The organism is Serratia proteamaculans (assembly GCF_946227095.1).
Classification (GTDB): Bacteria; Pseudomonadota; Gammaproteobacteria; order Enterobacterales; family Enterobacteriaceae; genus Serratia; species Serratia proteamaculans_E.
The window spans coordinates 1-21126 of record NZ_CAMISV010000008.1; the positions used below are offsets into that span (position 1 = coordinate 1).

The 21126-nt window shown below is 55.6% G+C and carries 19 protein-coding genes; 10 read left to right on the top strand and 9 right to left on the bottom strand.

Features of this window, described 5'->3' with window-relative positions; genetic code table 11:
* The 3 genes from OC597_RS16445 to cbp21 form a co-directional block, all read right to left on the bottom strand.
* The coding region (locus OC597_RS16445) for a thiamine pyrophosphate-binding protein (RefSeq protein ID WP_510181748.1) at nt 1-845 on the bottom strand (845 nt) is incomplete at its 3' end.
* An 18-nt stretch (nt 846-863) separates the two neighbouring features.
* Nucleotides 864-1814, bottom strand: a complete 951-nt coding sequence (gene tal, locus OC597_RS16450; protein ID WP_099063618.1) for a transaldolase — start codon at nt 1812-1814, stop codon at nt 864-866.
* A gap of 296 nt (nt 1815-2110) precedes the next feature.
* Nucleotides 2111-2704, bottom strand: coding sequence for a chitin-binding protein/chitosanase CBP21 (gene cbp21 / locus OC597_RS16455; RefSeq protein WP_262209611.1), 594 nt, complete (start codon nt 2702-2704; stop codon nt 2111-2113).
* Between the two features lie 405 nt (nt 2705-3109).
* On the opposite strand from cbp21, the gene OC597_RS16460 reads away from it, so the two are divergent.
* Nucleotides 3110-4051, top strand: a complete 942-nt coding sequence (locus OC597_RS16460; protein ID WP_099063620.1) for a LysR family transcriptional regulator — start codon at nt 3110-3112, stop codon at nt 4049-4051.
* 96 nt (nt 4052-4147) lie between these two features.
* On the opposite strand, the gene chiB is transcribed toward OC597_RS16460, so the two are convergent.
* Complete coding sequence (gene chiB / locus OC597_RS16465) at nt 4148-5647, bottom strand: chitinase ChiB (protein ID WP_261258482.1); 1500 nt, start codon at nt 5645-5647, stop codon at nt 4148-4150.
* A 296-nt stretch (nt 5648-5943) separates the two neighbouring features.
* Here chiB and OC597_RS16470 point away from each other — a divergent pair, with 296 nt between their 5' ends.
* The 5 genes from OC597_RS16470 (at nt 5944) to maeB (ending at nt 9797) form a co-directional block, all read left to right on the top strand.
* Complete coding sequence (locus OC597_RS16470; RefSeq protein WP_099063622.1) at nt 5944-6270, top strand: phage holin, lambda family; 327 nt, start codon at nt 5944-5946, stop codon at nt 6268-6270.
* A 10-nt stretch (nt 6271-6280) separates the two neighbouring features.
* Entirely contained in the window at nt 6281-6661 is a 381-nt protein-coding gene (chiX, locus tag OC597_RS16475; RefSeq protein ID WP_461531901.1) for an L-Ala D-Glu endopeptidase ChiX, read from the top strand.
* The gene (locus OC597_RS16480; protein WP_262209614.1) at nt 6658-7041 is read left to right on the top strand and encodes a DUF2570 family protein; all 384 of its coding nucleotides are present in this window, start codon (nt 6658-6660) and stop codon (nt 7039-7041) included. The genes chiX and OC597_RS16480 overlap by 4 nt, the downstream gene beginning before the upstream one ends.
* Complete coding sequence (lysC, locus tag OC597_RS16485) at nt 7025-7195, top strand: Rz1-like lysis system protein LysC (protein ID WP_262209819.1); 171 nt, start codon at nt 7025-7027, stop codon at nt 7193-7195. Before OC597_RS16480 ends, lysC begins: the two co-directional genes overlap by 17 nt.
* Before the next feature lie 322 nt (nt 7196-7517).
* Nucleotides 7518-9797 (top strand): NADP-dependent oxaloacetate-decarboxylating malate dehydrogenase, encoded by a 2280-nt coding sequence (gene maeB / locus OC597_RS16490; protein ID WP_085118056.1) that lies wholly within the window; start codon nt 7518-7520, stop codon nt 9795-9797.
* Between the two features lie 49 nt (nt 9798-9846).
* On the opposite strand, the gene mmuM is transcribed toward maeB, so the two are convergent.
* Nucleotides 9847-10785, bottom strand: a complete 939-nt coding sequence (mmuM, locus tag OC597_RS16495; protein WP_262209617.1) for a homocysteine S-methyltransferase — start codon at nt 10783-10785, stop codon at nt 9847-9849.
* Nucleotides 10775-12184 (bottom strand): S-methylmethionine permease, encoded by a 1410-nt coding sequence (gene mmuP, locus OC597_RS16500; protein WP_262209619.1) that lies wholly within the window; start codon nt 12182-12184, stop codon nt 10775-10777. Before mmuP ends, mmuM begins: the two co-directional genes overlap by 11 nt.
* Before the next feature lie 194 nt (nt 12185-12378).
* On the opposite strand from mmuP, the gene OC597_RS16505 reads away from it, so the two are divergent.
* From OC597_RS16505 to OC597_RS16520, 4 genes are all read left to right on the top strand, one after another.
* Entirely contained in the window at nt 12379-13230 is an 852-nt protein-coding gene (locus OC597_RS16505; RefSeq protein ID WP_261425314.1) for a ChaN family lipoprotein, read from the top strand.
* 102 nt (nt 13231-13332) lie between these two features.
* On the top strand, nt 13333-14133 hold the full coding sequence (locus tag OC597_RS16510) for an energy transducer TonB (protein WP_262209622.1): 801 nt from the start codon (nt 13333-13335) through the stop codon (nt 14131-14133).
* Nucleotides 14134-14209: 76 nt separating this feature from the next.
* Nucleotides 14210-16345 (top strand): S9 family peptidase, encoded by a 2136-nt coding sequence (locus OC597_RS16515; RefSeq protein ID WP_262209623.1) that lies wholly within the window; start codon nt 14210-14212, stop codon nt 16343-16345.
* Between the two features lie 131 nt (nt 16346-16476).
* Nucleotides 16477-18717: a TonB-dependent receptor domain-containing protein gene (locus OC597_RS16520; protein ID WP_261285099.1), complete on the top strand. Its 2241-nt coding sequence runs from the start codon at nt 16477-16479 to the stop codon at nt 18715-18717.
* Nucleotides 18718-18734: 17 nt separating this feature from the next.
* Here the strand turns inward: OC597_RS16520 and OC597_RS16525 are convergent, their stop codons facing one another.
* The 3 genes from OC597_RS16525 to amiA all read right to left on the bottom strand — a co-directional run bounded on the left by OC597_RS16525 (nt 18735) and on the right by amiA (nt 21079).
* Entirely contained in the window at nt 18735-19190 is a 456-nt protein-coding gene (locus tag OC597_RS16525; RefSeq protein WP_099063701.1) for a YaiI/YqxD family protein, read from the bottom strand.
* Complete coding sequence (gene hemF, locus OC597_RS16530) at nt 19190-20110, bottom strand: oxygen-dependent coproporphyrinogen oxidase (RefSeq protein WP_176979721.1); 921 nt, start codon at nt 20108-20110, stop codon at nt 19190-19192. Before hemF ends, OC597_RS16525 begins: the two co-directional genes overlap by 1 nt.
* Nucleotides 20111-20179: 69 nt before the next feature.
* The gene (amiA, locus tag OC597_RS16535) at nt 20180-21079 is read right to left on the bottom strand and encodes an N-acetylmuramoyl-L-alanine amidase AmiA (protein WP_261141670.1); all 900 of its coding nucleotides are present in this window, start codon (nt 21077-21079) and stop codon (nt 20180-20182) included.
* Nucleotides 21080-21126: the final 47 nt, after the last annotated feature.

Below are 21126 nucleotides of genomic sequence, written 5' to 3' on the forward strand. Positions count from 1 at the left end.
GCGTATTTCCAGCCCAGGGCTTCACGGGTGGCAGCCACTTCGGCCGCACCCAGCGCCGCGCCGTGCACGTCGTGGGTACCGGCCTTGTTCGGGGAACCAAAACCAATCACGGTTTTGCACATCAGCAGCGACGGCTTGTCGGTCACCTTGCGGGCTTCTTCAATCGCGGCCTTGATGGCATCCGGGTTGTGACCGTCAACGTGACGCACCACGTGCCAGCCGTAGGCTTCAAAGCGCTCGGCGGTATCGTCGGTGAACCAGCCTTCGACGTGACCGTCGATGGAGATGCCGTTGTCATCGTAGAACGCGGTCAGTTTGCCGAGCTTGAGGGTACCGGCCAGCGAACAGACTTCGTGGGAGATGCCTTCCATCATGCAGCCGTCGCCCATAAAGGCGTAGGTGTGGTGGTCGACCACGTCATGACCCGGGCGGTTGAACTGCGCGCCCAGGGTGCGTTCGGCAATGGCGAAACCGACGGCGTTGGCGATGCCCTGGCCCAGTGGGCCGGTGGTGGTTTCCACGCCCGGGGTGTAGCCGTATTCCGGGTGACCCGGGGTTTTGGAGTGCAGCTGGCGGAAGTTTTCCAGCTCGCTCATCGGCAGGTCGTAGCCGGTGAGGTGCAACAGGCTGTAAATCAGCATGGAGCCGTGGCCGTTGGAAAGGACGAAGCGGTCACGGTCAGCCCAGTGCGGGTTGGTCGGGTTGTGGTTCATGTAGTCACGCCACAGGACTTCGGCGATGTCCGCCATGCCCATAGGTGCACCCGGGTGGCCGGAATTTGCTTTTTGTACGGCGTCCATGCTGAGTGCGCGGATGGCGTTGGCGAGTTCTTTACGAGCAGACATTACGGGACTCCAGAGTGATTACAGTTCAGCGGCCAGCATGTCTTCCAGCTTTTGCTGGTCAACGGCGAACAGACGGATACCTTCGGCCAGTTTTTCAACCGCCATGGCATCTTGATTGTGCTGCCAACGGAATTCGGCCTCGGCCAGCGGGGCAGGTTGATGGAAACCTTCGGTCGATGGCGTCAGTTTGCGTTCTACCGGTTGATCGCTTTGCTTGAGCTGTTCCAGCAGGTTCGGGGCGATAGTCAGGCGATCGCAGCCGGCCAGCGCCAGGATTTGCTCTACCTTGCGGAAGCTGGCACCCATGATAACCGTCTGATAACGGTGCTGCTTGTAGTATTCATAAATGCTGCGGACTGATTCCACGCCCGGATCCTGCTCGGCGTTATAGTCAGCGGACGGTTGTTTGGCCTGATACCAGTCATAGATGCGGCCAACGAAAGGTGAAATCAGGAACACCCCGGCTTCGGCACAGGCGCGGGCCTGGGCGAAAGAGAACAACAGGGTCAGGTTGGTGTTGATGCCTTCTCTTTCCAGCTCCTCGGCGGCTTTGATGCCTTCCCAGGTGGAAGCCAGTTTGATCAGAATGCGCGACTTATCAATGCCCTGTTGCTGATACAGGCCAATCAGTTTACGCGCCTTGGCCACGCACATACCGCGGTCGAAGGACAGGCGGGCGTCCACTTCGGTGGAAATGCGGCCCGGCACGCTTTTCAAAATTTCGACGCCGATGTTGACCGCCAGTTTGTCGCAGGCGTTAATCAGTTGGGTTTCTTTGCTGCCGCCTTGCTGGCGGGCATAGCTCAGGGCTTCGAGGATCAGTGGCTTATATTGAGGCAGTGCAGCGGCCTTCAGGATCAGTGAAGGGTTGGTGGTGGCATCTTGCGGTTCGAACTGGCGGATCGATTCGATATCGCCGCTGTCGGCCACAACCGTGGTTAGCTGCTTGAGTGCGTCTAATTGATTCATTTATAAGCTCCTTGACCAAACGTCAATGTAGGAAATGAGAACGTTTTCCATCGTAGGCTGAACACACTGCATCAGAAGCCCGAAGATTAAAATGCGCTTTTTCTGATTGTTGCAATGGACAAGAACGATGGATCCTCTCAAAAGCCAGGCGGGCTGCGGCTTTGCGTCGATTGTTCGACAGCGGGAAGCCGAATTTAGCCTGAGGGGAACAATAAGAAACATGCGCTGCGACGATCTATAAAGCAATAAAAAAGGGTTCAGCCCCCGGCTGAACCCTGTGGTATTCCCCCTCCTTATTATTTGCTCAAATTAACGTCAATCGCCTGATAGAAGGCATTGTCCGTATCTGCTACATCCCACACTGCGAGGATCACGTGCGAACCGCTACGGTCTGCCGGTATGTTGCACTGGTGGGTGACCTGCGCGGCAGGGATCGCGCCGCCGTCGTTCTGTTGGCAGAACGGTGTCAGGTCAAACGACGCACGGGTCAACGGCTGTGAAGCGTCCCAGTTTGGCTTGGTAATGAAATAACGCCAACTGGTGGTGCTGTGACGAGCCGTCAATGTCCAGGTGAAGGAATTAGGCCCGGTGTGCAGGTTGATTTTGTTCCAGCGGGTCGGCGTTTGCTGATCCAGCTCGAAGAAGGTGGTTTTGTCGGCGCTGGCGATATGCCCATCCGCTGGACCGGCCTGCGGGAAGCCTTTCAGCCCTTCAACGCTTTGCGGTTCGTATTGCACGCTGCCGCACTGGGTATTGAGCTGTAGTTTGCACTGGTAAGAGCGGCTGGCCGGTGTTTCGACATAGCCGTGGGCAGCAGCCTGTTGTGAGACGCCGAACAGTGCGGCACTCAAAAGACCAAGGGACATAAGGGTACGAGAAGTCTTGTTCATAAGTCACTCCTGACTGAAGTTGTATTGTAAGTTGGGTTTATTTCACCGGTGAAATGAGAGGTTATTAACGAAATTAAAAACATCATTCTTGGCGGCTTGTTTTATTTTTACTCTTAGTCTCGGCCATCAGGATGGAATGTTTTGTAGGCTATTAACTAAAATTATTATGATGATTGACTTTTGTTTCTTGGTTGAATTTATTTAAACACTGCTGTCTAAAAAAACGGCGTCATGATGAATTTTATTTAAAGGATTGATGAATAGTCTTTCAGATGACGTTCTCCGATATGGAGTATATTGCTTGTGGTTTGACTTACTCTTGTGTGACTTGAACGACTTTTACGCGCCAACCACTTGGGAATTTAGTGTCAATTTTTTCTTATTTTATTTCAAAGAGGAATTTGTATGACTAGATTATCCCTGGATGCGATTAAAATAATCAGCACCATCAAAAGTACCGGCTCTTTCTCAATGGCGGCGGAGGCATTGCATAAAACCCCGTCGGCTATCTCCTATCGGGTTTCCAATATTGAAAGTAAACTCTGCGTGAAACTTTTTCATCGTAATGGCCCGATGATTACCCTGACAGATGAAGGGGAATTCCTGTTACAAGAGGGCGGTTGGATTTTAAATGCGGTGCAGGATCTTGAGAGTAGGGTAAGAAACATCCCAAAACTCGATAATAATATCCGCATCGTCGTCGATAATTTCTTTCCGTTGGAAACTATCACCCAGGATATCCGCGACTATATTGGGCACAGTCCGAATGCCAACATTTCCGTACAGCGTGAAGCGCTGAATGGCACCTGGGATGCGCTGAAGAACAACCGGGCTGATTTGATTATCGCCATCGGCCAGATCCCGGACAGCGTACAGGCCAAGACGCTGATGCTCGGCAAGCTGAATTTTGTGCTGTGCGTTTCACCTTCGCATCCCTTTGCGGCGCAGAAAAAGCCGGTGGATAAAAACCAGCGGTTGAACGATATCGTGGTGGTGATTGCCGACAGCAGCCACGAGCTGCCCAAGCGTAACCACGGCACCATGCCGTTGCAGCGCCAACTGGTGGTGTGCGACGTCGAAAGTAAGCTGGCGTTGTTGAAGCGCGGCATTGGCCACGGCTTCCTGCCACCGGCACTGATAGAAAAAGAGCTGGCGAGCGGCGAACTGGTGACGGTGCCGGTTGATATGCAAAAAGGTGACGAAATGATTTGGCTGGCCTGGCATCCGGCCAGCAAGGGGGCCGGGTTTACCTGGTGGCATGAGCGGCTGACGCGCAAAAGCGACGTTTTTAGCCTGATGGGACGCGAAGTCATACGTGATGGGGGTTACCCTTGGTGTAACAACTGAAGGAGTAGCCACGAAGGGATGCGAAAATTAAACGTTTAATGCAGTAAGAACCCCGTTGCCATCGGCCCCGGGGTTTTTTTATGCTGCGACCTGCCGTTACGCCACGCGGCCCACTTTCAGCCAGGCGGTGTCGGAGCCGGGCACCGACGTGATGTAGCCCCACTTGGTCTGCCAGACGTAGCCCAGATAAGACACCAACGCCCCCTGGTTATAGGTGGTACCGGCAACGTAGGCCGGGGCACTCATGATCGGCAAATTACCCGGGCCAACGCCGGTATAACGCAGGCCTGTGCCCATATCCAGTTGGCTGTCATCGTAGTCCGTCGCGTTGAAATAGCGGTCCAGCGACGCCAGCAGGTCCCCGTTACGGTTATCCTGGCCCAGGTGCCAGAACATCACGCCGCCCAACTGCTGCTGCTTGATGTACTTCGCCTTGTATTTGAAGCTTTCGACGTCGTCATAGGTGACGAACAGGCCATTGGCCGCGTGATACAGGTACGGCGTTTTGGTCTTGTCGTTCCACAGGCGCTGATAGCCGTAGTTGCCCAAAAGCATCTGTTCCAGTTGGCGGTAGGAGGCAATGCGCGGATCCTTGTCGCGGACACACTCTTCACAACCCACCAACCAATAGTCGGTGCCCGGGAAAGGATCTTCGCCCGGTGTGCTATGGCTGCTGTACTGGCCGCCGTTGCTGCCGCTGACGCCCTTGAACGCACGGCCATAGAACGGCACACCCATGACAATTTTGTGGCTCGGCACGCCTTCCAGCATCAGGTGCTGTTGTACTGCGGCGTCCACCGTCAGGCTGAATGGGCTGGGGAAGGCGCGGGTCAGTTCTTCCCAGCTCCAGCCCAGGTTGGCTTCACGTAGCGCGTTATAGAAGGTTGGCCCGGCGCTGTCGCCGAATAATCCCGCCTGATGGTTGGTGATCTTTTCCCATGGGCCGGCCAGATCGTAGGTCATCAGGTTGATGTAATCGAGCGAGGCGACGATCTGCGGCAGCTTGCTGTAGTAACGGGACAGGAAGAAAGCGCCACCGGCGCCGGCAATGGTCAACTGGTAAGGCAGTGCCTGGCGGCCGTCGGCCTGAGTCTGCTGGTTCAACAGGGTACGGATTTCCTGCAGCGCGGCGACAAAGCCATCTACTTCGCTGCTCTGTGGGTATTCCCAGTCAATGTCCACGCCGTCAAAGCCGTAGTCTTTCATGATACGTACACAGGATTGCGCAAATTTGGTACGCGCCGCCGGGGTTTTTACCGCATTGACATAGTTGGCATGGGAAACCCCCAGATCGTTGGAGTAATACCAGCCGCCGATGGAGAACATAATGCGCAGGTTGGGGTTGTGAGCTTTCAGCGCGGTTAACCGGCCGACCACGTCGCGCGCCTTGGTGTCGTTAGTGGCCGGATCCCAAGCGCATTCCAGATTGCTGTTAATGTCGAGGAACGAGAAATTAATGTGGGTCAGTTGTTTGGCCTTGGCCGGTGTGATGTTTGACACTGGGAAGGGCACAATTGAAGTATCAGACTCGGTATAGTTATTAATTTGGTTGGTTGGAATGAAATAATAACCAATAACGGCTTTACGTTCGGACATGATATTTCTCCAGGGTTGAGTTTTTTTGTTATTGAGAGCCATTCTCTCGCCGCTATTAATGTTTATTTTTCTGATAAAGAGAAGTCGAAATAAATCACAGTAAAGATGAATTTTTTATCAATGCACCCTGTTATTTACCTGAGCTTGTTGTGCTATGGCTGAGCATGAATCAATTTGACCTTAGAGGCTATATTTATTCATTTGCTTTGTTATAGCATCCTTAACTAGATTCTGATGGTACCGATATCCCACCGGCCGTGATGGGCAGTTTATTAAAATAAAATAGGAGTGTAGCTATGTCCAGCTTAGAGCCAGACGCTGTTGGCTTAATTATCCAGAGAGCATGTGAATATCTCCAGCCGGTGATGAATGCCATTTTGGCGGGCATCATGGCGCTATTACATGGCGCCTACCGCAACGTAGGTATGCGGCGCCGATTATTAAATGCAGGCATGTGTGCATTATTGGCCTGGACGGTGCGCGACGCGTTGGCGCTGACCGGGTTGGAATTAAAGTGGGCGAATCTTGCCAGCGTGCTGATTGGTTTTCTTGGGGCAGATTATATCAGCGCATTAATTAAAAAAATCATTGGAAAAAAGACGGGGTTTAAAAATGATAAATGAAATTGAGGACATTCAGTTTACCGCACGCAGCGAGGCGAATTTAATCGGCGTTCATCCGGATCTGGTGCGGGTGATAAGGCTGGCGCTGCACTACTCATTGGTGCCGTTTTCCATTACCGAGGGGCTGCGCACTATGGCTCGTCAGCGTGATCTGGTGCGTGGCGGTCAAAGCCAGACGCTGAAAAGCCGTCATTTGACCGGCCATGCGGTGGACGTGGTGGCGATGCCGGCGGGCGTGGTGTCCTGGGAATGGGATTACTACGCGCAAATTGCCGTAGCAGTACGCCGCGCGGCACGCGAATGTGCCGTCAGCGTTGAGTGGGGCGGGGAATGGAAAACGCTGAAGGACGGGCCGCACTTCCAGCTTTCCTTCAGGGATTATCCGGCATGAGCGGCTTGCTGAGCCGGCTGGTGCAGGGGGGATGGCTGCTGTTGTTGGTGGCAGCCATCTGCCTTGGCGGCTATAGCTCGCTGTTGTCGCACCGGCTGGAGTTGGTGCAGCAACAGGCGGGTGAACAGCAAAAGACCCTGGCGCAGCAGGCAGGGTTGATTGCCACGTTGCAAACTCAGGATGCACAGAACCGGGCGCTGATGGCGGCCCAGCAGCAGCAGGAGCAGCAGTTGCGTCAGCAAAGCGACGTTTATCAGAGGAAATACCGTGAAGCGATCAAAAATGACGCCTGCGCTGGGCAGCCTATGCCTGATGCTGTTATTGAGCTCCTGCGCCCAACCGCCACAGGTAGCAGTGCCGGTGGTGCTGTTGCCCCCTGAGTCGGTGTTTACCCCGTGCGAGCAGCCGCAGTTATTGGGCAGTACCTGGGGTGACGCGTTGAGTTACACCCTGGCACTACAAACCTCGTTACAAATTTGCGCCGGCCGGGTGTCAACGCTCAACGTCTGGCGTGCCCAACTGCCGTCGAACTGACGGCACTCAGGCTACTGATAATGTCCGATATTAGGGAGAGCGTGCCGAAGGGGTCGTAGCAGCCTTGGCTGCCGGAGCGCCCCTCGGTGCGCTAGGCCCGGGTATCTCGAGCTAAAAAACAACTTTGTTATCAAACTCACTAGCGTCGCACTGACGGCAGTGTTTTTCTTTTCCGTCCTGTGGTACTTCTTTTTTTACTTTTAAAAAACTATTTCGATCAAGGTTATGGCCCGGTTCAAAGTTTGTGACGTTTCTCTCACTATACTGGTCTAGCCTTACAAGTCTTACCTCAACATAAAAGCAAAAAGCATAGGAACCCATAATGGACGAACAGCTCAAACAGAGTGCGCTTGATTTTCACCAGTATCCGGTCCCAGGGAAGATCCAGGTCTCTCCAACCAAACCGCTGGCAACGCAACGCGATCTGGCGCTGGCCTACTCGCCGGGCGTCGCAGCCCCTTGTCTGGAAATCGCTGCCGATCCGCTGGCGGCCTACAAGTACACCGCGCGTGGCAACCTGGTGGCGGTGATTTCCAACGGCACGGCAGTGCTCGGGCTGGGCAATATCGGCGCATTGGCCGGTAAGCCGGTAATGGAAGGGAAAGGCGTCCTGTTCAAGAAATTTTCCGGTATCGACGTGTTCGATATCGAAGTGGATGAGCTAAACCCTGACAAGCTGATCGACATCATTGCCTCGCTGGAGCCCACCTTCGGTGGCATCAACCTGGAAGACATCAAAGCGCCGGAGTGTTTCTACATCGAGCAGAAACTGCGTGAACGTATGAAGATCCCGGTGTTTCATGACGATCAGCACGGTACCGCCATTATCACCACCGCCGCAGTGCTGAACGGCCTGCGGGTAGTGAAAAAGAATATTTCCGACGTGCGACTGGTGGTTTCCGGTGCCGGTGCCGCGTCGATCGCCTGTTTAAACCTGCTGGTGGCGCTGGGGTTGCGTCAGCAGAACATTACCGTCTGCGATTCCAAAGGGGTGATCTACAAAGGTCGCGACGCCAACATGGAGCAGACCAAGGCGGCCTACGCCATTGAAGATAACGGCCAGCGGACGCTGGGGGACGCGATCCCCGATGCCGATATCTTCCTCGGCTGTTCCGGCCCGGGCGTACTGACCCAGGATATGGTGAAAACCATGGCCAAGGATCCGCTGATCATGGCGCTGGCCAACCCGGAACCGGAGATCTTGCCGCCGCTGGCGAAAGCCGTGCGTCCGGACGCCATTATCTGTACCGGCCGTTCCGACTACCCGAACCAGGTGAACAACGTATTGTGCTTCCCGTTCATCTTCCGTGGCGCGCTGGACGTGGGCGCAACCACCATCAACGAAGAAATGAAGCTGGCCTGTGTACATGCGATTGCCGATCTGGCACTGGCTGAGCAGAGCGACGTAGTGGCTTCGGCCTATGGCGATCAGGACCTGTCATTTGGCCCTGAATACATCATTCCAAAACCTTTCGACCCGCGTCTGATTGTTAAAATTGCTCCGGCGGTCGCCAAGGCGGCGATGGAGTCCGGCGTGGCGACGCGTCCGATCGAAGACTTTGACGCCTACGTCGAAAAACTGTCCGAATTCGTCTACAAAACCAATCTGTTCATGAAGCCGATTTTCTCCCAGGCGAAGAAAGAAATGAAGCGCGTGGTGATGGCGGAAGGCGAGGAAGAAAGGGTACTGCATGCGACTCAGGAACTGGTGTCGCAGGGGCTGGCCTATCCAATCCTGGTCGGTCGTCCGAGCGTGATTGAAATGCGCCTGAAAAAACTCGGCCTGCAACTGACGGCAGGTAAAGACTTTGAAGTGGTGAACAACGAGTCCGATCCGCGTTTCAACGAATACTGGGGCGAGTATTACCAGATCATGAAACGCCGCGGTGTATCGCAGGAGCAGGCGCGCCGTGCGGTGATCGGTAACCCGACGCTGATTGCCGCCATCATGCTGCATCGCGGTGAAGCGGATGCGATGATTTGCGGCACCATCGGCAGCTATCATGAGCATTACGACGTGGTTGAGAAAGTGTTTGGCTTCCGCGAGGGGGCACACGTCGCCGGGGCGATGAATGCGCTGCTGCTGCCAAGCGGTAACACCTTTATTGCCGACACCTATGTCAATGACGATCCTACCCCGGAACAACTGGCAGAAATCACCCTGATGGCGGCGGAAACCGTGCGCCGCTTCGGTATTGAGCCGAAAGTGGCGCTGCTGTCCCATTCCAGCTTTGGCTCTTCCGATAACCCGGCGGCCTGCAAGATGCGCAAAACGCTGGAGCTGGTGAACAAGATGGCGCCGGAACTGGAAATTGACGGTGAGATGCACGGCGATGCCGCGCTGGTAGAGAGCATTCGTAATGATCTGATGCCGGACAGCCCGCTGAAAGGGGCGGCCAACGTGTTGATCATGCCGAATATGGAAGCGGCGCGCATCAGCTACAACCTGCTGCGCGTCTCCTCTTCCGAAGGGGTCACCGTAGGGCCGGTGCTGATGGGGGTATCGAAACCGGTACACATCCTGACGCCAATCGCCTCGGTACGCCGTATCGTCAACATGGTGGCGCTGGCCGTGGTAGAAGCGCAGACCACGCCGCTATAAGCCTTTAGCGATAAACCACCCCCTGACGCCCTCGGCGCAGGGGGTTTTTTTATGCCTTGCAGCTGGCCGCGATCTGACGGATATCCTGCGGCGTAGTGCGGCAGCAGCCACCAATCAGTCGTGCACCGATGCCTTGCCACTCGCCAATTTGATCAATCAGGCTGCCGTGTGCACCGCCGCAGGCATGCCAGGTTTTGCTCACCGCGTCGTAGTGTTCACCGGAGTTCGGATAGACCAGCAGCGGCTTGTCAGCCAGGGCGGCAAACTGTTGCAGTGCCGGGGCCACATTTTCCAGCGCAATACAGTTAATGCCGATGGCCAGCACCTGTGGATTGGCGTGTAGCAGTGCCATGACCTCGGTCAGCGGTGTCCCGTCGCTGAGGTGCTGGCTGTCGCGCAGGGTGAAAGCGAACCAGGCACCGAGCGTCGGGAATTCTTGTAATAACGTCAGCAACGCCTGCAGTTCGCTGAAGGACGGCAGGGTTTCGCAAGCCAGTAAATCCACCCCGGCTTCGGCTAACGCCTGGATACGTGGGCGGTGGAAGGCGATCATCTCTTCCTGCGGCAGTGAGTAATCGCCGCGATATTCAGACCCATCGGCCAGATAAGCGCCATACGGCCCCACCGAGCCGGCAACCAGCAGGGGGGCAGCTTGCGGATGCTGCGCCAGGTAGTCACTGCGTGCCTGCTGCGCCAGTTGCACGCTTTTGGCAATCAGCGCCAGTGACTGTGCTTGATCCAGACCCCGGCGTAAAAAGCCTTGTGGCGTGGCCTGATAGCTGGCGGTGATGGCACACTGTGCTCCTGCTTCGAAATAATCGAGGTGCACCTGATAAATCAGCTCAGGGTTTTCAATCAGCACTTTTGCCGACCACAGCGAGTCGCTGAGGTCACAGCCGCGCGCTTCCAGTTCGGTAGCCAGCGCGCCGTCTAAAATCAGCGTGCCGTTAGCGGCCAAGAGGGGGGCTACGGGGTTATTAACCGACATGATTCTCTCCCAGAGTGGTTTTTTGCCCGGCACGGCGGGTCAGGTAATAGGCGATGTAGCACAGGGCGACAAACGGCAGGCCGCAGTAAAGCGCGATACGCTGCTCGGGATCGAACGCCAGCCCGATACAAGCCAACAGGCACAGGGCGAAACCGACAATCGGTGTGAGCGGATACCCCGGCGCTCGGTATTTCAGGCCGGAGATCGGCTGGCCGCTGCGGACATAATGACGGCGGAAAGCGAAGTGCGAGGCACAGATGCTCAACCAGACCACCACCACCGCAAAGCCGGAAATCGCGGACAGCGCCACGAACACCGTGTCTGGAGCGATCACGCTGGTCAGCAGTGCCAGTACGCCGCCGAGCATGCTGAAGGTCAGCGCATTAATCGGAATGCCGCGTTTATTCACGCGGGAGAAATAGGCCGGCAGAGTACGCTGGTTGGCCAGCGACCACAGCATGCGACCCGAAGCGTACAGGCCCGAGTTGGCCGCCGACAGAATGGCGGTCAGGATCACGAAATTAAAGATATCGGCGGCATAGGGTACGCCGATACGTTCAAACACCAGCACAAACGGGCTTTTGACAATGCCGGCCTGATCCATCGGGATCAGCGCCGCCAAAATAAATACCGTGCCGATAAAGAACAGCATCAGACGGATCACCGTGGTCCGTATCGCCCAGGGCACCACCTTTTCCGGGTTCTCGGTTTCGCCGGCGGCAATGCCGATCAACTCAGTACCGGAGAAAGCGAAGTTCACCGCCACCATGGTCATCAGGATTGGCAAGGTGCCGTTCGGCAGCCAGCCGGAAGCAGTCAGGTTATGCAGGAAGGGGGCCGGGGTGCCGTCTTTCATCGGCAGCAGGCCGAACATCGCCGCACCGCCGAGAATGATAAACGCCAGAATAGTGACCACCTTGATCAGTGAGAACCAGAATTCGCTTTCAGCAAAGAAGCGGGTGGTGACCACGTTGAGCAGGAAAATAGCTGCGCAGAAGATCAAACACCACAGCCACACCGGTGATTGTGGGAACCAATACTGCATGCAGAAACCGGCGGCGGTCAGGCTGGAGCCCAATGCAACCGTCCAGGTCAGCCAGTATAGCCAGGCGACGGTGTAACCGGTGGCCGGACCAAGATAACGTGAAGCATAGACGTGGAAGGCACCGGTTTCCGGCATCGCCACCGACAGTTCCCCCAGACACAGCATCACCAGATAGACCACCAGCGCGCCGATCAAGTAGGCCAGCAGGGTGCCGAGAGCGCCGGTGGTGGAAATGATATAACCGGTGTTGAAGAACAGTCCGGTGCCAATCACACCGCCTAGCGACAGCATCACCAGATGCCGGGCTTTCATGGTGCGTTTGAACTGTCCTTCGGTGGGAACGGCTGAGTGCATAATTTCTTGTCCGTATAGACGTCTGGGCTGCTAAGTGGCTATTGGTTATACCCGCAATACTTCATGAAATCAATGCGGGAGCGGAAACCATAAAGTAAAAAAATAGTTATCGACGTCTCAGGACAGGTTGCTTTCTATATGCAAATGATAATTATTATCTATAATGTTGCCACTTTTTATTACAGGGCTGCATCATGAGATTTTTGATTTTATTGGCCGCGCTGGCACTGGGTGCCTGTAGTCAGGCTCCGGTTTCCTCGCCGAAAAATACCCTCGACAGTCTGGGGAAAGTAACCGACTTGCACACGGGGAAAACCCTGACGCCTGACCAACTGCTGACCCGTTTGGCCGCTCAGCCACGGGTTATCGTTGGGGAAAAACATGACAATCCGTATCACCACCAGATTGAACGGTGGCTGGTGCAAAACCTGCCGCAGCAACGGCCGCAGGGCAGCGTGCTGATGGAGATGATTAACCCGAATCAGCAGGCCAAGGTAGATCAGGTGAAGCACTGGCTGCAGGGCAGTCCGGCGGTACGCGACAGCCGTGTGGCGGAGTTGATTGACTGGCAGCCAGGCTGGAAATGGTCGCTGTACGGTGATTTGACGATGGCGGCGATGCGCGCACCGTACCCGCTGTGGTCGGCCAACCTGGATCGCGATGAGATCATGGCGTTTTATCAGCAGCCGACTTTCCCGCAGGGCCAACTGTCGGTGCGTCTGGTGGTGCAAAAGGCGCTGGAAGAAACTATCCGTACTTCGCACGGTGGGAAGATTGAACCTCAGCAGCTGCATGCGATGCTGGCGATCCAGCAGCAACGTGACCGGCGCATGGCTGAACGTCTGCTGGCGGCCCCGACCCCGGCGCTGCTGATTGCCGGTGGCTACCATGCTGCCAAGTCGGTGGGGGTACCGCTGCACGTAGAGGATCTGCAACCGAAGGCGATGCCGACCGTGTTGATGCTGGCGGAACCCGGCGTTCAGGTCGATAAGCAGGTGGCGGATTACCTGTGGGTTACCCCTGCGGTAGCCCCTGAGGTTAAATGATTAGGTTAAGACAGTGAAAAGAACTGTTAATACAAATTACAAATGATTATCATTAGCAAATGAGATCTAAAATCATTCGTAATTAAATAGTCTAATCTCCCTATGTTAAGTCAGTCTTTATCTTACCCGACCGTCGCTTTGCCGCAGCCGCGTTGGGCTCGCGGCTTTTTGTGTGCAATAGCGGCACATGCGGCTCTGGTGCTGTTGTTTTACTGGCCGTCTTCGTCGTTGCCGCCGATGCAGTTGCCACCACCGGCGGTGATGATGAGTTGGGCTGCGCAGATTGAGGCGCCGGATAGCCCCAGGCCGCTGCCGTTGGGCGTGCAACAGGCGGAGTCCGCAGCGGCACAACCGGCCGAACAGCAGGAAGAGCCGGACTTGCCGAAGTTGGCGCGGGCTGAAAAGACCAAAATTAGCGTGGCTGAGAAAAAGCGGACCGAACACCGGCCACCGCAGAAAGCTCAGCCGAAGCCGGAAGATCAGGCGAAAGAGGCCAAACGTGCCGCCGCCTCCAGTGCCGCGGCACCAAAAGCGCTGAATATCTCCCGGCAGACGGCAGCGCCGCTGAACAGCGATTCCGCAAGCAGTGTGCAGGCCAAGCTGTCGTGGGAGAGCCAGGTGAAGGGAATGCTAAACCGCAACAAACGTTATCCGCCGGATGCGCAACGTCGCCGCCGTAGCGGTATGCCGCAGGTGTCTTTTTCTGTGGATGCTCAGGGGCGGGTTTTCGATCTGACATTGCACGCCCCGTCGGGCACGGCCTCGCTGGATCGGGAGGCGTTAGCGGTGGTGATGCGGGCACAGCCGCTGCCACTACCACCGGGCGAGCTGCTGCGGCAGGGTAATGTACAGGTGACGATGCCGATTGATTTTAATCTGGCTGCATTGAACGCCAGCAAATAATTTATTCCGTGAGCAGCCTCCTTGGTTTATCTAAACCAGGGGCGGGATTGCTTATGCCAAACCATCGTGAGGGATTATGAAACATCCATTTCTGTCGGTTCGTCGTCGTTGGCGTACGGCCGCCTATGCAGCGATTTCATTGAGTTTATTGGGGCAGGTAGCCCGGGCGGAAGCATTGGCACCCAGCGCTGAGATTATCCCGCATCCATTAACTGCCCAGGGGGAAATCCGGGTGGATGATTATTATTGGCTGCGTGACGACAGCCGCCAGAATAAAAAAATGCTGAATTATCTGAAGGCGGAAAACCGTTATACCGAACAGATGATGCAGCCGTATAAAAAACTGCGCGATACGCTGTATCAGGAAATGTTGGGCCGTATGAGCCCGGAAGATCGCTCGGTGCCTTATCAGCTTAACGGTTATCGCTATCAGGAAAGCTATGCGGTGGGTAAAGATTTTGCCCTGTATCAACGCCAGGCTCTGACGGCCGATGCGCCATGGCAAACCTTGCTGGACGCTAATCAGCGCGCCATGGGCCAGGATTATTATCGTCTGGCCGGGTTGGAGATCAGCCAGGATAATCGGCAGATGGCGATCGCCGAAGATTTGCAGGGGCGCAGGCAGTACCGTATCTCATTGCAGGATATCGATAGTGGAAAATGGTCGCCGGAAGTGATTGAAAATACCTCCGGTGATATGGCGTGGGCCAACGATGGCAAGACGCTGTTCTATATCCGCAACCACCCGCAGACCTTGCTGCCGTATCAGGTTTATCGTCATCAATCCGGTACGCCGGTCGCGGATGATAAGCTGGTGTATCAGGAGAATGACGGAGGGTTTTATCTGAGCCTGGGCCGATCTTCCTCACGTGACTACGTCATTATTAGCATCAGCGGCAATACCACCTCGGAGGCGCGACTGATCGACGCTAATCAGCCGCTGAACACTCCGGTGTTGTTTGCCGCACGCAAGAACGGCCTCGAGTATTATTTGGATCACTATCGCGGTGAGTTCTATTTGCGCTCCAACCACCAGAGCCCGCATTTTGGCTTGTATCACACCGCGGCGGTCGATAAGCCGTGGCAGACGCTGATAGCGCCGCAGGAAAAGAACGAGGTGGAAGGCTTCACCCTGTTCCGCGACTGGCTGGTGGTGAAGGAACGTGGCGAGGGTTTGGTGCAACTGCGGCAAATCAGTTGGGACGGTAAAACTCGGCGCAGTATTCCGTTCGATGACGCCAGCTATATGGCCTGGCTGGGTTATAACCCCGATCCGGATAACCCGCAGTTGCGCTACGGCTATTCGGCGATGACCACTCCGACCCGGACTTACCAATGGGATCTTAATAAAGGCGAGCGCACCCTGCTGAAACAGCAGGAAGTGAAGGGGGTGGATCCCAGCCAGTACCACAGTGAGCGGGTGTGGATTAACGCGCGTGACGGTGTGAAGGTGCCGGTCTCGCTGGTCTACAACAAAGCAATGTTCAAACCGAGGCACAGCCCGCTGCTGGTATACGGTTATGGTGCTTACGGCATGAGCATGGATCCGGCCTTCAGCGCTAACCGCATTAGTTTGCTGGATCGCGGTTTCGTTTATGCGCTGATCCACGTGCGTGGTGGCGGTGAACTGGGGCAGAACTGGTACCAACAGGGTAAGTTGACCCATAAGCCGAATACCTTCAACGACTTTATCGATGCCACCCAGGCATTAATCCAACAGGGTTATGGTCAGCCGGGCCGCATTTACGCCATGGGCGGCAGCGCCGGTGGGCTGCTGATGGGAGCGGTGATCAATCAGGCACCGCAGTTGTATAACGCGGTGGTGGCGCAGGTGCCTTTCGTTGATGTGCTGACCACCATGCTGGACGACAGCATTCCGCTGACGGTCGGTGAATACGAGGAGTGGGGCAACCCGAATCAAGCGCAGGCCTATGCGTTGATGAAGTCCTATAGCCCCTATGACAACGTGCGTAAGCAGGCCTATCCGAACCTGCTGGTCACCAGCGGCCTGTATGACTCGCAGGTGCAATATTGGGAACCGGCCAAATGGGTGGCCAAACTGCGTCGCTTTAAACAGGGCGATTCACTGTTGCTGCTGGCGACCGATATGACGGCCGGCCACGGCGGAAAATCAGGCCGTCTGACACGGCTGGAAAATAACGCGCTGGAGTACAGCTTTATTATGGCGATGGATCAGAAAACACAGCAATAACCATTACCACCGTCGGGTAATAAACCCGACGGTTTATTAAAACTATAAAAAATAAATTTACCGTCGATTTCGGCGGACTTTTTGCTGGGCATTGTCGGCCATCAAACCTTTTTGGCAATTTCTGGGGATATATGAAAATTAAATTAATAGTAAGCCTGATCGGTGCAGGAATAGCACTGAGCGGGGCGGCGACGGCTGCGCAGAGTGGGGCAGAGGGTAGCAAGGGCAAGGTGGTTTTCAGCCCATTGAATGTTTCGGCGGCAGACAGCAGCAACAGCAGTGAAAAAGAGGCGCTGGAAAAGCCCGGCGCCTTCAGTTCGCGCGGGGAAAATAAGAATCTGGAGTCGGTGGACAGCATTCTGCGCAGCATGCCGGGCACCTATACTCAGATCGATCCAGGCCAGGGTTCGGTCAGCGTCAATATCCGCGGCATGAGTGGCTTTGGTCGTGTAAACACCATGGTCGATGGCATTACCCAGAACTATTACGGCAGTTCACCGAGTGACGCCGCGCATGGTGGTCTGCCCACCAGTCAGTTTGGCGCGTTGATCGATCCTAACTTTATCGTCGGCGTTGATGTGGCACGCGGTAATGCGACGGGTTCCGCCGGTGTTAATGCATTGGCGGGCAGCGCCAACTTCCGCACTATTGGTGTGGATGACGTGGTGTTTTCGGATAACCCCTTCGGCGTGCGCACCAGGTTTTCTGTTGGGAATAACGGCATTGGCCGTAGCGGTATGATTGCCGTGGGCGGAAAGACTAGCGCTTTCGGTGAGGGGGGCAGCCTGGGGGCCATGGCAGCTATCAGCGGCAGCTCCATCACCTCTAATTATAAGAACGGCTCAGGGTTTGACAGTGAAGAGTTTAATGTCGATAAAACCTATCGCCAGAATCCTAAATCTCAGCTATTCAAAGTGGATATTAAACCTGACGCCTTTAATAGCATTGAACTGTCAGCCAGAACTTATCAAAATAAGATCACCCGCCGCCATATCGACAGTAATGACTTTTATATTAAATATCATTACGCCCCGTATTCAGAGCTGATTGACTTTAATCTGACGGCCAGTACCAGCCGGGGTGAGCAGAAGTTTATGTCCGACAATATGGCGGGCTTTAGCGACAGCACCGCAAAAAATATCTCCGACGCGGTGGATGTGAACAATACCAGCCGTTTCAGCCTGCAGGAGGTTGATTTTGCCTTCAGCTACGGTGGCAAGCTGATTCACAACGAATACAAGAAGCGCGCCTCCGGTCTGGTGACAGACGAGGGCCAGGCGGAAAGCTCGCCGGTCGGCATTGCCGGCAAACAAAACATTGCCAGTATTTACAGCGGGCTGCAGCTTAATTACGGCATTTGGCAAGGTAACTTTGACCTGAACTATAGCGCCTATGATATCTCCGGCTATAAACCCGCCTGCGATGAGCGCGTCGCCTGCTTCCCGCAGGGGGCCAGTAACATCAATTTGAAAGAGCATGGCTTTAACCCGGCGGTGATGTTGTCCGCGCAGGTAACGCCGTGGTTGCAGCCGTTCGTCAGCTACAATAAATCCATGCGTGGACCGAATATTCAGGAAGTGTTCTTCGCCAACAGCGGTGGGCAGTCGATGAACCCGTTCCTTAAGGGGGAAACGGCAGAAACCTATCAGGCGGGTTTTAACGCCAATGCGCATGACCTGCTGTTTAAACAGGACAGTTTCCAGCTCAAGGCGGTGTATTTTGAATCGAAAATCAAAAATTACATTTCCAGCCAGAGCTACATGGTGTGCAGCAATCGCCAAAAATGTAATCGTGCCCAGACTAGTCAGGAGGAATGGGATAACGCCGATGTGAATGTCGCCATGACTATGTACAGCAACTCTTACGAGCCAGTCAGGTCGCGTGGGGTAGAAGTAGAGGCGATGTACGACGCCGGTTTCGCCTACACCAAACTGTCTTTGAGCAAGGAGCACACCAGCCAGCCGACCAATCAGGCCAGCAATGTGTTTGGTGCCGGTGACATTAGCGAGTTACCGGAGTTGTACTTTACGCTAGATACGGGGGTGCGTTTGCTGGATGAGAAATTGACGTTGGGCGGGTTGGTGAAATACACCGGCAAGGCTGTGCGCCTCTCTCCCGATTCTAACGTCGATGAGAATGAGCAGTTGCTGAAAGAGCCTGCGCCGCATATTCCGACCGTTATCGACCTGTACAGCACCTATCAATTCAACCGCAATCTGCTGTTGAAATTCAGCGTGCAGAACCTGATGGACAAAGACTATTCCGATGCATTGAACAAGATGAACGCGATGCCGTCGCAGTCGCAGGATTTCTCACCGACCAACACCGCCCGCGGCCGAACCTATATCTTCGGCGGGGAGGTGCGATTCTAAGCGCAATGCGGGCGCAGTTACTGCGCCCGTTTGGCCTGCTGCAGCCACTTGTCCAACTCGTTGGCAAACTGCTGACGGTCGCGCTGGTTCAGCGTATTCGGCCCGCCGGTCTGGATACCGCTGGAGCGCAGGGTGTCCATAAAGTCACGCATATTCAGGCGTTCACGAATGGTGTCCGGGGTGTAACGTTCACCGCGTGGGTTCAGCGCCACCGCCCCTTTTTCTATTACCTCTGCCGCCAGCGGGATATCGGCGGTGATCACCAGATCGCCTTTCTCGCAGCGGCGTACGATTTCGTTATCCGCCACGTCAAAGCCGGCCGGCACCTGCAGGGTGTGGATGTGTTTTGACGGCGGCGTTCTCAGTGGCTGGTTCGCCACCAGCGTCACCGACATCGCAGTACGCTCTGCCGCCCGGAACAGCACTTCCTTGATTACGTTCGGACAGGCGTCCGCATCAACCCAAATCTGCATCATTCTGGCTCCTTCAGCCAATCGCGCACCGGCAGGAAATCACGGTACAACGCCGCTTCCGGGCTGTCTTCTGCCGGTTGATAGTTGTATTCCCAGCGTACCAGCGGCGGCATCGACATCAGGATGGATTCGGTACGGCCACCGGTTTGCAGGCCAAACAGCGTACCCCGATCCCAGACCAAATTGAATTCCACATAGCGTCCACGGCGATACAGTTGGAACTGACGTTCGTGATCGCCCCAGCTCAGCGCCTTGCGTTTCTCTACGATCGGCAGATAGGCCTCGAGGAAGCCTTCGCCCACCGCCTGGGTAAACGCGAAGCAGGTGGCGAAGTCCGGGGTGTTCAGATCGTCAAAGAACAGGCCGCCGATGCCGCGTGCCTCGTTGCGGTGCTTGATAAAGAAATAGTCGTCGCACCACTTTTTGTATTTGGGATAGACCTGTTCACCGAAGGGCGCACACAGCTGCTCGGCGGTGCGGTGCCAGTGAACGGCGTCTTCTTCAAAGCCATAGAACGGCGTCAGGTCAAAACCGCCGCCAAACCACCACACCGGTTCTTCACCCGGCTTTTCCGCAATGAAAAAGCGTACGTTGGCGTGGCTGGTGGGAATGTAGGGGCTGCGCGGATGGATCACCAGCGAAACGCCCATCGCCTGGAAGCTGCGTCCGGCCAGTTCGGGGCGATGCGCAGTAGCGGAAGCGGGCAGGGTGGCACCGGAGACGTGTGAAAAATTGACGCCCGCCTGTTCGAACACCGCGCCGTCGGTCAACACCCGGCTGCGGCCACCGCCGCCTTCTTCGCGCGTCCAGCGGTCTTCGTTGAAAACGGCGCCGCCGTCGGCCTGGGCCAACTGGCTGCAGATGCGGTCCTGCAGCGCCAGCAGGAAGGATTTTACTTCTGCGATGGTCGATAAACTCATACGGAATAATTCACAGCGTCTGACTGAACAAGCCGCAGAGTATACCTTTATTCACGGCGGCTGGCAGTATCAGCCGGGTTTTCGTTGGTGGGTATCGTAATAGCTGAAGAAGCTGATCACCCCATCGGCAATGGCGCGGGCGATTTTTTCGCGGAATGCGGTGGTGCCCAGCAAGCGCTCTTCGGCCGGGTTGGTAATGAACGAGGTTTCGACCAACACCGACGGGATCGACGGGGATTTCAGCACCGCGAAGGCTGCCTGTTCCGTGCTGTTGCTGTGCAGGTGGTGCACCGGACGGATCTGGCCAAGCACATGGCGGCCGAGTGTCAGGCTGTTGTTGATGGTGTCAGTCTGCACCAGGTCAAATAGCACCTGCTGCAGATAGTTGTCCTGGTTTTTATACTTGCCGCCGGCCACGTCATCGGCAGCATTTTCGCGCTTGGACAGGTATCGCGCCATGGCGCTGCTGGCGCCGCGGTTGGATAAGGCGAACACCGACGCGCCCGAGGCTTCCGGGCTGGTGAAGCCGTCGGCATGAATCGAGATAAACAGATCGGCCTGATGCTGGTGGGCAATCTCCACCCGCTGGAACAAGGGAATAAACTCGTCCTCTTCCCGCGTCAGGCGAACTTCGACATGTTCCTGCTCGTGCAGGATGCGGCGGACGTGGTTGGCAATTTCCAGCACCACGTGCTTTTCCTGTGAGCCTTCACTGCCGACTGCGCCGGAGTCGATACCGCCATGACCCGGGTCGATCATCACCAGCCTTTTGCTGCCGGAAGGTTTAGGCGCAGGTTTAGCGGTCGGTTTGGGATGTTGGTTACGCAGCATGCCGCCAGACTCGGCTTCGGCAGTGTGGCTTTTGCTGCCAAGTAACACCAATGCCAGACCGGAGAGCAGTAATTGACGTCGCGTGGGGGAAACGGAAAGCGGCTTAAAATTGAGGAATTGTTTAACCTGCTTTTTCATAACGCTACGCTCCATCGACAAATTCTAATTTGCGATGTTATATCGTA

Bases quoted from the DNA above. Each gene is read 5' to 3' on its own strand.
- tal (WP_099063618.1), bottom strand. From the start codon at position 1,814: ATGAATCAATTAGACGCACTCAAGCAGCTAACCACGGTTGTGGCCGAC.
- cbp21 (WP_262209611.1), bottom strand. From the start codon at position 2,704: ATGAACAAGACTTCTCGTACCCTTATGTCCCTTGGTCTTTTGAGTGCC.
- OC597_RS16460 (WP_099063620.1), top strand. From the start codon at position 3,110: ATGACTAGATTATCCCTGGATGCGATTAAAATAATCAGCACCATCAAA.
- chiB (WP_261258482.1), bottom strand. From the start codon at position 5,647: ATGTCCGAACGTAAAGCCGTTATTGGTTATTATTTCATTCCAACCAAC.
- OC597_RS16470 (WP_099063622.1), top strand. From the start codon at position 5,944: ATGTCCAGCTTAGAGCCAGACGCTGTTGGCTTAATTATCCAGAGAGCA.
- OC597_RS16480 (WP_262209614.1), top strand. From the start codon at position 6,658: ATGAGCGGCTTGCTGAGCCGGCTGGTGCAGGGGGGATGGCTGCTGTTG.
- maeB (WP_085118056.1), top strand. From the start codon at position 7,518: ATGGACGAACAGCTCAAACAGAGTGCGCTTGATTTTCACCAGTATCCG.
- mmuM (WP_262209617.1), bottom strand. From the start codon at position 10,785: ATGTCGGTTAATAACCCCGTAGCCCCCCTCTTGGCCGCTAACGGCACG.
- mmuP (WP_262209619.1), bottom strand. From the start codon at position 12,184: ATGCACTCAGCCGTTCCCACCGAAGGACAGTTCAAACGCACCATGAAA.
- OC597_RS16505 (WP_261425314.1), top strand. From the start codon at position 12,379: ATGAGATTTTTGATTTTATTGGCCGCGCTGGCACTGGGTGCCTGTAGT.
- OC597_RS16510 (WP_262209622.1), top strand. From the start codon at position 13,333: ATGTTAAGTCAGTCTTTATCTTACCCGACCGTCGCTTTGCCGCAGCCG.
- OC597_RS16515 (WP_262209623.1), top strand. From the start codon at position 14,210: ATGAAACATCCATTTCTGTCGGTTCGTCGTCGTTGGCGTACGGCCGCC.
- OC597_RS16520 (WP_261285099.1), top strand. From the start codon at position 16,477: ATGAAAATTAAATTAATAGTAAGCCTGATCGGTGCAGGAATAGCACTG.
- OC597_RS16525 (WP_099063701.1), bottom strand. From the start codon at position 19,190: ATGCAGATTTGGGTTGATGCGGACGCCTGTCCGAACGTAATCAAGGAA.
- hemF (WP_176979721.1), bottom strand. From the start codon at position 20,110: ATGAGTTTATCGACCATCGCAGAAGTAAAATCCTTCCTGCTGGCGCTG.
- amiA (WP_261141670.1), bottom strand. From the start codon at position 21,079: ATGAAAAAGCAGGTTAAACAATTCCTCAATTTTAAGCCGCTTTCCGTT.